Origin of the sequence: Micromonospora echinospora, from assembly GCF_014203425.1 — a bacterium.
Taxonomy (GTDB): domain Bacteria; phylum Actinomycetota; class Actinomycetes; order Mycobacteriales; family Micromonosporaceae; genus Micromonospora; species Micromonospora echinospora_A.
This window is the reverse complement of record NZ_JACHJC010000001.1, coordinates 1,856,849-1,870,501: the sequence shown is the minus strand read 5'-3', so window position 1 is coordinate 1,870,501 and position 13,653 is coordinate 1,856,849. Positions and strand designations below refer to the sequence as shown.

The following is a 13,653-nucleotide window of genomic DNA, read 5'->3' as shown; positions in this document are numbered from 1 at the left end:
CTCGGATTCACTCGTTGCGCACGGTGAGGTCGAGGGCGGCGACGGTCAGCCGGGTGAGGTCAGGGAGTTGGTCTTCGTCGACGGTGACGCCGCGCAGGTTGTCCAGCGGCGTCTTGAGGTCGTGGAGGCGGCTGCCCCGCAGGTCGGTCCCGTCGAGCTGACAGGAGTCCAGTTCCAGACCGGCGAGGTCACATGCTCGCAGTGCGATGCGGGGTAGCCGGCAGGAAGACCACGCGCCGTTCGTGAGAGTGCACTCGGAGAAGGCGACCGAGCCGGCGGCGGCGACGCGGTGGAAGGTGGCGTAGTCGAAGCGGCAGCCGTCGAACAGGACGTCCTTGAGGCGTACGTCGGTGAGTCTGGTGCCGGTGAACCGGGAGCCGGTAATCGCGCACCGTTCGATGGTGATGCCGGTCAGGGTCGCTCCGGAGAAGTCGGTGCGGATGATCTCGCAGCCGAAGAGGCTGCCCGCCTCCCAGGTGCTCTCACTCAGGTCCACGCCGGTGATCATGCTGCTGCGAATGCTGACGTCCTCAAGATGCGAACCGCGCCACGCCGCGCCGTTGACGAGTGCCTCGGTGAGGCCGTCGGCGAGGTCCGTGGTGGTGTCAAGGTCGTCCGATTCGAGGTCCGGCAGCAGGACCTTCACGTCGCCGATCGTGGTGGTGCGCATGTGTCCTCAACCTGTGCGAGCGCGGGGTGGGCACGCCACCCCGCGCGTCCCGTGGCAGGGCTACTTCTTCTTGTTCCAGTTGTCCCAGCCGGGTCGACTGTCGAACTTACCCTTGTTGGCCCAGGTGGGGCGGTTGTCGAACTTCCCCGCGTCGATCGACGCTACCGACCGCTCCGGGTCGACGCCGAGGCGGGCGAGGTGCTCAGGTGCGGCGTTGACGAGGATCGCGAGAGCGTCGGTCATGGTGCTCCTCCGTGAGGGGTGAGGTGACCTGCGGCGGCGCTGACGAGGGCCTGTCGGGTGGTCCGGCAGTAGGTCGTCTCGCGGGCGGTGAACGTCGCGTGCTCGAAGTAGCGGTTACCGGCCTGGGCGCCCCGGCAGAAGTCGTAGAAGGCGCAGTGGTCGGCGCAGTCGTTAAGGGTCGTGACGAACTCGGCGACGTAGTCCAGGTCGCCGGCGCGGGCAAGCATGGCCGTGATCGGCTGGTGGAGGACGTTGCCGGCGATGAAGTCGCCGTATCGCGGCTCGGTGATGCCGAGCAGTTCCGGTGACAGCAGCACTACCTGCCCATCCCAGGAGACGGTCGGGATCGGCTCGTACGGGGCGTGGTCGACGCGTCCGGCGCGGGTGGCGGCAAGGTAGTCTGCCAGCCGGTCCACGTCGCGGATCCGCAGCGGACTGCCGCCGACGCGACGGGCGATGAGGTGCTGCCAGAACCGGTACGCGGCATCCTCCGACACCGGCGCCCGGTCGGCGCCCTCCTGCTCTTCAATGTTGAAGCCCACCGACTCGCAGCCAGGTAGGCCGGTGAAGAAGTCGACGAGGGATTCCGCGTGGTCGATGGTTTCCGGGGTGACCACACAGATCACCGAGTATCTCAGCCCCGCGTCGGCCAGCGTGTGCATGCCGCGCAGGGTCCGGGCGTCTGTCGGGTTGCCGGCCCGGTCGAGGCGGTTGCGGTTCAACGCGCCCGGTCCGTCGATGCTGACCCCGACCTCGAACCCGTAAGCGGTGAACAGCTCGCACCACTGGCGGTTGATCAGCGTCGCGTTCGTCTGAATCTCGTGACGCACCATCCCCGCGCGTCGCCGCTCCTCGAACGGGGTCAGTAGATCCCGGAACAGCCCGATGGGGGTGGCGGTGGGTTCGCCCCCGTGCCACACGACGCTCACCGGATGACCGCTGTTTTGCTGAGCGATCGACTCGGCGCAGGCCTGCGCGACCGCATCGCCCATCAGGCGGAAGGATCTCCGGTCGGGCAAATAGCAGTAGGTGCAGTCGAGGTTGCAGAAGCTCGTCGGCTGCATGACCAAGGTGTGGAAGCTGCCGGCAACCGCCGGCTGGCCAGTGGCGTTGATGAGGCCGATGCCGTTCACGAGGGGGCCTCCTCGATCCTGACGGCCGTGGGGGTACTGACGCGATAGGCGTGGGTGTGGCGGGCTGGCCAGCCGAGAAACCGGTCGAACATGTCGGCGGCGCTGCCCGTGACGCTCGGGTTGAGCCGGTGCAGGTCATCGATCGCGTCGTGCAGGCAGCCGGCCAGGTAGAGGAACAGGCTCACCGGCACTTCTCGGTACTCGGCCAGGAGCGCGAGCTTCGCTGCGCCGCAGGGCCACGGCTGCCCGCACCGGCGGCACAGCCACAGCGGGCGCATCGGCAGATGTTCCACCTCGGCTGGCGCGAGCCGGTTCGCCGCGAGACGGCGCTGCTGGCCAGTCACCGGCGACCGCCCTCGCGGGCCTGCTGCTCGAACAGCCGACGCCACACGAAGGTGAGCAGCGGCGGATCAGCGGGCCACACCTGCCCCGGCGAGGCCGTCCCCCTAGGCTCGGGGCGCCGGGACTGGCTGGCCATGGCGTTACGCGAGACGTAGACCGTCATGCCGCCACCCCCATCAGGGACGATGAGCGGCGGGCCCGCCGGGGGAAGGGCGAGCCCGCCGCCGCACCACGGCGGCTGGGAGCAGACCGCCGATCACCCACCCACGCAGCCCTCATGGCGGTACGCAGGCGGGGAAAGCGCCGAGACAGTTCGCTCCCGGAAGGGCCGAACCAGCGGCCCAAGCCGTGGTGTGGTGCGCCGCTCATCGATCCCTCCATCTGCAACTCCCTGTCAGTCATCCCTGACACCAGCATCGACACACGCCGGTGATCTGAAGTGAACTGAACGTAGGGGCGGCCGGTACGGAAGACCGGGAAAATCCGTACCGGGTCCGGCGGGCTTCAGCGGGCAGGGTGATGGTGTGCGAGGGATGACGGACGACATGACGATCGGCCAGCGCGTCGCCTTCTACCGGCGTCGGCGAGGACTCTCCCAGGAGGTGCTGGCCGGTCTGGTCGGCAAGACGCAGGAGTGGTTACGCAAGGTCGAGACGAACCGGGCCGACCTGGACCGGCTGTCGGTCATCCGCGCCATCGCCAAGGCCCTCGACGTATCCCTCGGCGACCTCATCGGTACACCGCGCCTGTTCGAGTGGTCGGACGACTCCGGACGCGAAACGATCCCGGCCTTGCGGGCCGCGCTTCACGACTATCGTCACCTCGCGCCGGCCCTTGCCAGCACCGGGGACGTCGAGGCCCCGGCCCTGCGCGAGATCGAGAACGACGTCGCCGAGATCTGGACCGCCTACCAGCACTCCCGGTACGGCACCCTCGCCCGCCGGCTGCCCTACCTCATCCACGACTGCCTCACCGCCACCGAGGCGTACGACGGACACGACGGCCAGCGCGCACATGCGATGACCGCCTACGCCCACCAACTCGCCGCGCTGTTCCTCACCAAACTCGGCGAAGGCGACCTCGCGTGGACCGCCGCCAGCCGAGGCCTAGCCGCAGCCAACGCCAGCCACGACCACGTCGTCATCGGCTCACTCAGCCGCTCCGCCGCCCACTCACTGGCATCCATCGGTGAATACGCCCAAGCCCGCGGCCTCGCCGCCACGGCGGCACAGTTCCTGGAACCCCGGCTCGCCAAGCCGACTCCGCAGCTGCTGTCGGTCTACGGCAGCCTGCACCTCGTCTGCGCGCTGGCCGCCGCCCGAGACGACGACCGCGCCTCCGCCGACACCCACATCACCGAGGCCGACGCCGCCGCACAGCGGCTCGGCGCCGACGGCAACCACGTGTGGACCGCGTTCGGGCCGACCAACGTGTCAATCCACAAGACGACCGTGGCGATGGAACTCGGTGACGTGCAACGCGCCATCGCCATCGGCGCCCCACTCGACACCAGCACCGTGCCCGTCGAGCGGCAGGTTCGGCACGCCATCGAAACCGCCCGAGCCCTCGCACGGTGGAACCGCATCGACGACGCCCTCGCCGCACTCCTGGACGCCGAGGTCATCGGCCCCGACCAGGTCCGCTACCACCGGCTCTCCCGCGACCTCGTCCGAGACATCCTCACCCGCCCCCGGCCACCACGACTGGCCGTCGAACTCAGCGACCGAATGGGCGTCCGGACGGGAGGCCCCCGCTGGTAACTGGACTCAGATCAACCGGCTCGTGTAGCCAGCCGCCACCAGGCGCTCGAAGGCCGCCCGCACCTCGTCCGGCATCTCCTGCGGGATCGCGAACCCGCGCTCGGCGTACACCTCGATCCGCTGCGTGTCGCCCACCAGCATGTCCACCACCCGCCGCGGGTCGCCGATGCTGCGCACGTAGTCGTCCAGCTCGAGCGGGTTTGAGGCGCACACCACATCGATCTCCGGCCACATCAGCTTGCAGGTGGCGTAGGCCCGGCGCTGCTGGTAGGGCCGCGACATGATCAGCACCGACCGCACGGGAATCTGTCGTTCGATCAGGAGCGCGCGGGAGTACTCGATGTTCTCGGCGGTGTTCGTGGCACGCGGCTCCACGAGAATGGACTCCGCCGGCACACCCTGCTCAACCGCGTACTCGCGATAGTGCACCGCCTCGCCGCGGGGGAACCGCTCGATCGTTGTCGGGGCGTTCGCCCCGGTGAAAACGATCCACGGGAACAGCCCTGCTTGAAACAGCCGCGTTGCGACCACCGCAACGCCGAGGTCATGGCTGCCCAAGCCGATGCCCACGTCGCACGGGCGCAGCTCGTGGTGCATGTCGTGGTATCGCCACAGCGTCTCCACGTCAGCCCGGACCTCGTTCGGGAGCACGTGAGTCGGCACCGCGGCCTGCCGATCCATCAACGCCCGCCAGGTAGGGCAAGCGCCGGAGTTTGATTCACGCCCCGTTCCCTCATTGCGTCAGCGTAGGGCAGGCAGAGCCGACACCAGCAGCGCGATCGGCAGCCGCTCCCTCCGTCGGCGCCAACTCGCGTACCTGAACCCACAACGCCCTCTCGCCGGCCTCGCGGATGGCCGCACCGAGCACGAAGCGAGCCGCGCGATCTGCGGCAGATCCGTGCATGTGATCTTGCGCCAAATGCGTTGTGGGAGCGTCGGTTCGGTACGCTGGCCGCGGCTTTGGAGGTGGCTGGCGAATGGCGGTGTCCGGCCTGCCCGACGGCAGCTGGTGGGTCGACGACCCGATCGACGAGCCGGGCGAGGACCTGTTCGGGCGCGGCCCGTTCGTGTCACGCGCGGTCGCCCTGCTTGACCAGATCGGCTCCCGGCCGAGCAGCACGGTGGTCGGGTTGGTCGGCCCGTGGGGCAGCGGTAAGACCAGCACGATCCGGATGATCGTGGCGAATCTCAATCCTGACCGGTGGGGCGTCACTTGGATCAACCCGTGGGCGTTGTCCGGTCCTGACGCGGTCGTCACCGAGCTGCTCGGCGCGATCCGCGCCGCGGTGCCGGAGAAGGCCAGCGCCGGCACGAGGGTCCGGCAACAACTTTCCCGGTACGGCGCCTTGGCCACGCCAGCGCTGTCGATGGTGCCGGTGGTCGGTAGCGCCGCGACCGCGATGGCCAACGAGGCCATACAGCGGCTTACCGACCAGGGAACGACCCTTGGCGAACAGGCGGACCAGGTCCGCGACGCGCTGCTCGCGCTGGCCCGCCCGACGTTGGTCGTCATCGACGACGTCGACCGGCTGCAGCCCGAGCAACTCCTGGCGGTATTCCGGGCTGTGCGGGTGCTTGGCCGGCTGCCGCACGTGCACTACGTCCTCGCCTATGACCAGCAGACCGTCCTCGACGTGTTGTCCACGACCCCGATCGCCGACAAGCACGGCGCCCGGGCCGTCGCGTTCCTGGAGAAGATCGTCACGTTACGCCTCGAGCAGCCGCCGGTCCGTCTGGAGCACGCTGAGTCGCTGTTCAACACCGGCTGCGCTGGCGCGCTCGGCCGGGCGTCTGCGTCGCTGAGCGAGGACGCCCAACGCCGCCTGGTCGAAGAGCGTGAGGCGCTGCTGCTGCGGGTACTGACCGAGCCGCGCAGCGTGGCCCGGCTGCTCACCCAGGTCGACATCTACCTGCCGCTGGTCGGCGCCTCCGAGGTCGACTTTGTCGATTTCATCACCCTGACGTTCCTGCGGATCACCTACCCGCGCCTATACCAGGCCATCGCCATGCATCGCACCGCGCTCGTCGACGCCACCGAAATCGCCGAGCCGAGCCGGCGCCGCCCCGAATTCGACGAAGAGGCGCTGGCCCAGCTCGACGTTCCGGCCGCGCACACCGGTCGGGTCGCGGACGCCCTGCAACGGCTCTTCCCGCGTCTGACCACTGACCCGGTGAGATCGACAGTGGCCCAGCACCGGAGGCGCGGGCAACGGCGGGTCAGCGACCCCGACTACACCGAGCGGTACTTCGCTCTGACCTCAATCATCGACGAGATCAGTGACGGTAGCCTCGCCCAGGCGATCCGGGAGTTGGCCGATGGACGCCGTGGCGTGGCGACCGAGGACCTCACCGCGGCATTGCGACCCGACCTCACCGACGCCCAGGCGTGCTCCAGGGCGGCCCGGACGCTCCGCCGGGCCGCGTCCCTGTCCGCGGAGCTGTCCGGTAGCGAGGCCGCCGCGGTAATCCCGTACGTGCTCGACCAGTTCGACCACCTTCGCGGTCCCGCGGCGGGCGGGTTCGGTCCCGACGAGGAAGCCACCGTCTGGCTCGCGGCGCTGCTGCAACAGGCCGACGGCAAGCCGCTGCCCCCAACCGCACTGGGCGATCCTGGTCTGCTGCCGTACTTGTTGAATGCGATCCGGATGGCGGTCCCCGAGCCGGCCGACGCCACCATCGCGAATCTCGCCGCCCAACCTCCCGGCTCGTCGTGGCTTGCGGACGTCGTTCAGGCCACGTACGAAGCGGCGTGGGCGCGGGTCCAGGAGCACACGTGTCTTGGCGACACCGCACCCATCGAGCCGGTGAGCCTATACATCTCCCGGCTGGAATCGGCCTTCGGCGACGCGGACGTCGACCGGCGGATCACCGCCGCCGTCAACGATGGTCTGCCAGTCGCGGATCTCGCGGCCCGACTTGTCGACATCGAGGTCGCGTTCACGTCCACCGGCACTCACACCCGCATCAGTGGGTTCGACAAGGCGGCGTTCCTGGGGCGTATCGGACGCCACCGCATCTCCGCGGCGCGGGCGCAACTGGACAGTGCCGCGGCGGGCACTCGGCCCGGCGCTCTCGACCGCGCCGACGTGTCGTGGGCGAACCGGCGCCGGTTCGCCGCCAGCGCCCTCATCGAGGCACTCGACGCCGGCATCACAGAACCGGGAAGGCTGCTGCCGGCCCCGCCCGAGGAGCAACGCCACCCCTTCACCAACCATCGTCCGTCGTTGATGAACGATGGAGGTGAACCGCTCGATCTGACGCTGCAGGTCGCCGTGCTGCTGCCCGCAGGTGACGAAACTCCTACGGGCGCTCACAACGGATGGGGTCCCCCAGCCGGTACACGTGAAGAAATCCTCCTCGCCGCGATGCGAAGCGCACCGATCAGCGGCTGGCTCCGGGCGCGCCACTCGGACTGGGGCATAGCCGCCGAACCCTGGGCCATCAGCGACGCTAACGGTCGCCACTACACCACCGCTCAGTCCGGTGCCCGGGCCGCTACGCCGGGCGCGCTTGGCATGCGTCAGGCATTGCCGGTCAGGGTCGGCGCCCAACTCATCACGGGCCACGCCGCGCAGAGCCCAAGCCAGCAGTCGCTGCTGCTCACTGTCGGCATCGGATTCCACCTGGCCGAACTCGACGAACGGCACCGACCCGCGGAGGCACGGGCCCGCGTCGTGCCCCTCCCCGCAGCGTTCACCCTGCATGGCCTGTTTGAGCTCACTGACGCGCTCGTCCGGTGCGCGCAGACGGCGAAAGCGCTGTGGATGCAGCTCGACGACCAGTCGCCTCCACCCGAAACCGCGCTCCTGCACCTGTCACTGACAACCGCCGAAGGACTCCCCGCGGTCGTCGACCTCAGTATCTACCCGCGGCGAGGCACTGCCGTCCGTAATCAGTACTTCAAGGTCTACCAGTACCGATCCGGGTCCCGCGATATCGCGGCTGCGGCGTTGCGGGACTGGCTGAGCGAGGCCGGGTACCGGCACCACGAGCAGGCGATCCTGGACATGTGGGACCCCGCGCCCTAATAGTGCGTTGGCCCTTCACATGAGCGGGTCGGCCGAGGTCGTCCGCTGCCGTGGCATCGCCGTGTGGATCGCCTGCAAAGGCCTCGAGTCGTGGCTGTCCTGACCCACCGACTACCGCCGCCTGGCCCGCCGGTAAGAACGCTAAGCCGATCATTTCACGCCTTTATCAACCTCGCCGCGACCCTCATTTGCCACCGCCGACTCACGAAGATCACCAACTGAGACACCGCCTTACGGGATGCACTACTTTCGGCAGAAGCGGATACACCATACGGCCGATGCTTGCTCCTCAGGGTGCCCGACCCATGGCGGCTCCCACGCATTCAACTACTTTGGCCCAACTACCTTCGAATCAACCGGGAAGGCTCCAGATGGAGGAGGGATGTCGATCAGCCGGTGACGTGCGGTGCCCGCCGCCGGGATCCGCCACACCTGCTCGTGCGGCCGGTGGTGGTGCAACAGGTCGACGGTGGTAATCGCGATCGGCGCCCGCAGCGGCCGGCTCACCAGATCAGCGAGCAGGTTGGCCTCCCGTTCCGCGTCCCGAGCGATGACCAGCACCACGCCGACCGGCAAGACCGGGTCAGTGCGCCGATAGCCAGCCAGAACAGCACCGAGTCCGAGAGTTGACCGCTCCCGTTCGGCGATCACCTCACCAACCGGGCCGGGATCGACGTGCACCAGGAACCGCAGACACCGGCCGTCCTGCAGCCACACGCCGTACCCGTCAGCACGCAGATTCGCCAAGCCACGCTCCCGCAGCCACACCGACGTGTCCAAAGTAGTCAACCACTGGAACAGCCCACACCGGGCGGGATCCTGGCGTGACACCGCGAGCAGCGGCAGGAACAGCAGGTAGTGCGCCGCACCCCAGTCCCGCTGCCCCAGACGCAACGGCACCGGCCGCCCCGACAAGACGAGATCACGATCCAGCAGCTCGGTCCCCTCCCCGGTGATCCTGTACCACCAGGCATGCGCCCGGTCCTCCGCCGACCGCTCCCGGCCCACCAGGCCCATGGTGTGCAACCCGGTGAGGTCCCGATGTGCGGTCAACCGCGGCACCCCCGCCACCACCGCGATGTCGCTCGTGGTGGCCCAGCCGTGCAATGCCAGGAACGACAGGATCCGCCACCGCCGAGGCGACAGCTCACGACCACCGGCCACCCATCGATGATTCCCCACCCCGGCGACTCCGCACCATCCCGGCGATCCGGCACCGCGATGACGTCCCAAGGGAACTCCCGCACCCTCAAAACGGGGTTTGTGAGACGTTTTCCATGATCACTGTTCACCGAATCAGCCGAAGAGCTGATGACGGAAGCCGCAGATCCGGCATACCGGGTTCTATCAAGATCGCCGGACCCCGGCTCCGATCCCCTTCGGGAACCGCCCACCGAACCGATCCTGCACCACCGATAGCCGCAACCCCCGGCTGCCCGACCATCCCACGCCGCAGCCATCGACCGGCGTCCGAAGCACCCCGCCATGTCCCACGGACGCCGCTCCGGTCCATCGGCTCCCGAGCACCCGCCGAGCTACCACGATCCAGACGCAGACACGAAAAAGGCCCTGGCCCAGTGTGAATCACCAGGTCAAGGCCTTGCTCGTTGGTGCGCCGCCAGGGACTCGAACCCCGAACCCGCGGATTAAGAGTCCGCTGCTCTGCCAGTTGAGCTAGCGGCGCTCGCTGACAACGGGAAGAAGATTAGCACGCCCGCGGAGCCGGGTTCCAATCCGATACCGGGTCCACCCTTCGGTCGAGCTTAACCGGCGAAACCGGTCAAAACGGTCAAAGATTTGGACACGAGGGCGGGTCAGATGGCGTCGATACGGCACGATGTCCGCCAGGCATGTGAGGACAGGGGTGGGCATGGGCAGGTTCTCGCGGGCCGGGGCGACGGTGGGCGTCCTGGTCCTCACGGCGTCGCTGGCACTTACCGGGTGCGGCGGCGGCGACGAGGGGAAGAAGCCGGCGTTCGAGCCCGGCCAGCAGCAGGTCGGTGGCGTCTCGTCCTCGGCGCCCGCGGAGCCGAGCGCCGCCCCGAGCGAGGGCGCCGCCGCCGCGGCGCTGACGGTGAGCCCGGCCGACGGCGCGGCGAGCCGGCCGGTCAGCACCGAGATCAGCGCCCGCATCCCGGGCGGCGGCACCGTGTCGAAGGTGGTGCTCGCCACCGCCGACGGCACCAACGTCGCCGGACGGATGCGGCGGGACGGCTCCAGCTGGGTGCCGTCGGCCGCGCTGAAGTACGGCGCGAAGTACACCGCCACTGTCACCGGGACCGGCAAGGACGGCCAGCCGTACCAGGGCACCAGCACGTTCACCACGATGGCCAAGCCCAAGTCGATGATCGGCTCCGGCCTCTACATGTTCAGCGACAAGACGTACGGGGTGGCCATGCCGGTGGTCGCCGAGTTCTCCCCCGGCATCCCGAAGAAGGACCGGGCCGCGGTGCAGAAGCGGATGTTCGTGCAGACCGACCCGCCGCAGCCCGGCGCCTGGCACTGGGTCGACAACGGCACGCAGGCGTACTACCGCGCCCCGGAGTACTGGAAGACCGGCACCACGATCACGGTCCGGCTGGCGCTGGCCGGGATCCCGCTGAGCAACGGCCGGTACGGCAACATCGACCGCAGCGCCACCGCCAAGATCGGCCGCGCGTTCGAGATGACCGTGGACAACGCGACCAAGCAGATGACGGTCTCCGAGAACGGCACGGTGATCCGTACGCTGCCGGTCAGCCTGGGCAAGAAGGGCACCCCCTCCTCCAGCGGCACGATGGTGGTGATGGAGAAGAAGGAGTCCACCGTCTTCGACACCCGCAGCGAGCCGGACCCGGCCAACCGCTACGTCACCGAGATCGACTTCGCCCAGCGGATCACCTGGGGTGGCGAGTACATCCACGCCGCGCCCTGGTCCGAGGGCGTGCAGGGGCGCCGCAACGTCTCGCACGGCTGCGTGAACGTGTCGATGGCCAACGGCCGGTGGCTGTTCGGCAAGACGCTCGTGGGCGACCCGATCACGGTGAAGGGCACCGAACGCCGCCTGGCGCCGGGCAACGGCTGGACGGCCTGGAGCATGAGCTGGTCCCAGTTCGTCGCCGGCAGCGCGCTGCCGGTGCCGCAGGGCGGGCAGCCGGCGCCGTTCTGACCGGCGTACCGTGGTCGGACACGCCACCTCCGACGAAGCGCCGGGCGGCCGTGGAATCGTTACATCCCGGCGGGGTGTTCCGGTTCACGTCGGGCAACGCGTACCCGCTCCGGCGCGTCTGACCTGAGACGACGCCGCACGGCATCACTTGTGAGGGAATCATGCGAGCTGGCCAGGACGAACCGATCAGGGGCGGGAGCACCCCGCGCGTCGGCCGCCGCCGCGCGCTGGCGGCCGGGGTGCTCGCCGCCGCGTTGGCCCTGACCTCCGCCTGCACCGGCGGCGGTGGTGGCAAGCCGTCGAGCTGGCAGGGCGGTGGCGACGGTGGCGAGAAGGCCCCCAAGGCAGCCGCCACGATCAGCGAGCCCGCCGCCGACGCCAAGGACGTGCCCGCCTCCACCGCCATCACCTTCACCACGACCGAGGCGCAGGAGACCACCGTCGAGGTGAAGGACTCCACCGGCAAGGCCGTCGAGGGAACGCTCGCCGCGGACGGCAAGAGCTGGCTGCCGGCCGCCGCGCTGGCGTACGGGCAGACGTACACCGCGACCGTGACGGCGACCGGCGACGACGGCAAGCCCGCCACCGCCACCAGCACGTTCACCACAATGGCGAAGCCGGCCAAGCAGGTGCGGGTCACCAGCTTCCTCGGTGACAACCAGGTCGTCGGCGTGGCCATGCCGCTGATCGTGAAGTTCGGCCGGGCCATCCCGGAGGACTATCGCGACGACGTCCAGCGCCGGATGATCGTCACCGCCAAGCCCGCCCAGGAGGGCATCTGGCACTGGGTGAGCCCGACCGAGGTGCGCTACCGGCCCAAGACCTTCTGGAAGCCCAACAGCACCGTCAGCTACAAGGTGCAGGCGGGCGGGCTGCCGCTCGGCGACGGCTGGTACGGCCGGTCCGACCTCACCGTCGACGTCAAGATCGGCCCGTCGTTCGTGATGACTGTCGACAACCGCACCAAGCGGATGACTGTCACCCGCGACGGCAAGGTGGTCAAGACCATCCCGGTGAGCCTTGGCAAGAAGAGCACCCCCTCGTCCAGCGGCACCATGGTGGTGATCGAGAAGCTCCGGCACACGGTCTTCGACACCATGGAGGAACTGGGCCCGGAGGAGGGCTACCGCACCGAGATCGACTACGCCCAGCGGCTCACCTGGGGCGGCGAGTTCATCCACGCCGCACCCTGGTCGGAGGGCGTGCAGGGCCGGACGAACGTGTCGCACGGCTGCGTCAACGTCTCGATGAAGGAAGGCAACTGGCTGTTCGCCAACACCCGGATCGGCGACCCGATCACGGTCAAGGGAACCGAGCGCAAGCTCCAGAACGGCAACGGCTGGACGGACTGGAACATGAGCTGGGAGGAGTACGTCAAGGGCAGCGCCCTGCCGTACGAGCCGCCGGCCGCCGAAACCACCCCGGACGCCGACACCACGCCGGACGCCGGTACGCCCAGCGTCGAGCCCACCCCCTGAACCCCGCACACGACGAAGCCCTCTCCCGGAAGGAGAGGGCTTCGCGTTTGGGGTGACTGATGGGAATTGAACCCACGACAACCGGGACCACAACCCGGTGCTCTGCCAACTGAGCTACAGCCACCATGCTCGCCGCTGCGGTTGCCCGGGCGGTGCGCGGACTAATAATAGCCACACTCCGGCCGACCCCGTCCACCGGGTTCGGCCGGGCGTCAGAGCTGGGCGGCGATCGCCTTCGCGGCCTCGACGTCCGGGCCGGGCAGCGGCACGAACAGCGTCCGCCGGTAGTACTCCAGCTCGCGGATGCTCTCCCTGATGTCGGCGAGCGCCCGGTGGGCCAGGCCCTTCTGCGGCTGCCCGAAGTACACCCGCGGGTACCAGCGCCGGCACAGCTCCTTGATCGACGACACGTCGATCATCCGGTAGTGCAGGTGGGCGTCGAGCCGGGTCATGTCGCGGGCCAGGAAGCCCCGGTCGGTGGCGATCGAGTTGCCGCACAGCGGCGCGGTACGCGGGTCCTTCACGTAGCTGGTCACGTAGTCGAGCACCATGTCCTCGGCCTCGGCGAGGGTGACCGTGGAGCGGCGTACCTCCTCGGTGAGCCCGGACTTGGCGTGCATGCTGCGCACGATCTCCGGCATGCCGTCGAGCACCTCGTCGTCGGCGTGGATCACCACGTCGACGCCGTCACCGAGCACGTTGAGATCGGGATCGGTGACCAGCGCCGCGACCTCGATCAGCGCGTCCCGCCGCAGGTCCAGCCCGGTCATCTCACAGTCGATCCAGACGAGAAGATCAGCCACCGGAACAGACTACGCGCCGCCGACCCGCCCGCGCCTCGGCACGGTGGC

Annotated in this window: 12 protein-coding genes and 2 tRNA genes; 4 read left to right on the top strand and 10 right to left on the bottom strand. The window is 69.0% G+C overall.

Annotation, left to right across the window (positions count from 1 at the left end; genetic code table 11):
• Window positions 1–7: 7 nt before the first annotated feature.
• From FHU28_RS08980 to amcA (FHU28_RS08960), 5 genes are read right to left on the bottom strand one after another with little or no spacing between them, the layout of a single operon-like run.
• Window positions 8–670, bottom strand: coding sequence for a pentapeptide repeat-containing protein (locus tag FHU28_RS08980; RefSeq protein WP_184682713.1), 663 nt, complete (start codon window positions 668–670; stop codon window positions 8–10).
• Between the two features lie 60 nt (window positions 671–730).
• Window positions 731–913: a multiple cyclophane-containing RiPP AmcA gene (gene amcA / locus FHU28_RS08975; RefSeq protein WP_184682711.1), complete on the bottom strand. Its 183-nt coding sequence runs from the start codon at window positions 911–913 to the stop codon at window positions 731–733.
• Window positions 910–2,046 (bottom strand): cyclophane-forming radical SAM peptide maturase AmcB, encoded by a 1,137-nt coding sequence (gene amcB / locus FHU28_RS08970; protein ID WP_184682709.1) that lies wholly within the window; start codon window positions 2,044–2,046, stop codon window positions 910–912. Before amcB ends, amcA (FHU28_RS08975) begins: the two co-directional genes overlap by 4 nt.
• Entirely contained in the window at window positions 2,043–2,390 is a 348-nt protein-coding gene (locus tag FHU28_RS08965) for a hypothetical protein (protein WP_184682707.1), read from the bottom strand. Before FHU28_RS08965 ends, amcB begins: the two co-directional genes overlap by 4 nt.
• Entirely contained in the window at window positions 2,387–2,551 is a 165-nt protein-coding gene (amcA, locus tag FHU28_RS08960) for a multiple cyclophane-containing RiPP AmcA (RefSeq protein ID WP_184682705.1), read from the bottom strand. Before amcA (FHU28_RS08960) ends, FHU28_RS08965 begins: the two co-directional genes overlap by 4 nt.
• A 370-nt stretch (window positions 2,552–2,921) precedes the next feature.
• Between amcA (FHU28_RS08960) and FHU28_RS08955 the strand changes: the two genes are divergently transcribed.
• Window positions 2,922–4,148: a helix-turn-helix domain-containing protein gene (locus FHU28_RS08955; protein WP_184682702.1), complete on the top strand. Its 1,227-nt coding sequence runs from the start codon at window positions 2,922–2,924 to the stop codon at window positions 4,146–4,148.
• A gap of 6 nt (window positions 4,149–4,154) precedes the next feature.
• Here FHU28_RS08955 and FHU28_RS08950 read toward each other — a convergent pair whose 3' ends face one another.
• On the bottom strand, window positions 4,155–4,829 hold the full coding sequence (locus tag FHU28_RS08950) for a YdcF family protein (protein ID WP_184682700.1): 675 nt from the start codon (window positions 4,827–4,829) through the stop codon (window positions 4,155–4,157).
• Between the two features lie 296 nt (window positions 4,830–5,125).
• Here FHU28_RS08950 and FHU28_RS08945 point away from each other — a divergent pair, with 296 nt between their 5' ends.
• On the top strand, window positions 5,126–8,176 hold the full coding sequence (locus FHU28_RS08945; protein ID WP_184682698.1) for a KAP family P-loop NTPase fold protein: 3,051 nt from the start codon (window positions 5,126–5,128) through the stop codon (window positions 8,174–8,176).
• A 327-nt stretch (window positions 8,177–8,503) separates the two neighbouring features.
• On the opposite strand, the gene FHU28_RS08940 is transcribed toward FHU28_RS08945, so the two are convergent.
• Together FHU28_RS08940 and FHU28_RS08930 are read right to left on the bottom strand one after the other, a co-directional pair.
• The gene (locus FHU28_RS08940) at window positions 8,504–9,340 is read right to left on the bottom strand and encodes a MarR family transcriptional regulator (protein ID WP_311773552.1); all 837 of its coding nucleotides are present in this window, start codon (window positions 9,338–9,340) and stop codon (window positions 8,504–8,506) included.
• Between the two features lie 444 nt (window positions 9,341–9,784).
• A tRNA-Lys gene (locus FHU28_RS08930) sits at window positions 9,785–9,860 on the bottom strand.
• Window positions 9,861–10,046: 186 nt separating this feature from the next.
• On the opposite strand from FHU28_RS08930, the gene FHU28_RS08925 reads away from it, so the two are divergent.
• The gene (locus tag FHU28_RS08925; protein WP_184682696.1) at window positions 10,047–11,324 is read left to right on the top strand and encodes a L,D-transpeptidase; all 1,278 of its coding nucleotides are present in this window, start codon (window positions 10,047–10,049) and stop codon (window positions 11,322–11,324) included.
• Between the two features lie 161 nt (window positions 11,325–11,485).
• Window positions 11,486–12,802: a L,D-transpeptidase gene (locus FHU28_RS08920; protein WP_184682694.1), complete on the top strand. Its 1,317-nt coding sequence runs from the start codon at window positions 11,486–11,488 to the stop codon at window positions 12,800–12,802.
• A 48-nt stretch (window positions 12,803–12,850) separates the two neighbouring features.
• On the opposite strand, the gene FHU28_RS08915 is transcribed toward FHU28_RS08920, so the two are convergent.
• Window positions 12,851–12,926 (bottom strand) — tRNA-His (locus tag FHU28_RS08915).
• Window positions 12,927–13,014: 88 nt separating this feature from the next.
• Window positions 13,015–13,605: an oligoribonuclease gene (gene orn / locus FHU28_RS08910; protein WP_184682692.1), complete on the bottom strand. Its 591-nt coding sequence runs from the start codon at window positions 13,603–13,605 to the stop codon at window positions 13,015–13,017.
• Window positions 13,606–13,653 lie beyond the last annotated feature (48 nt).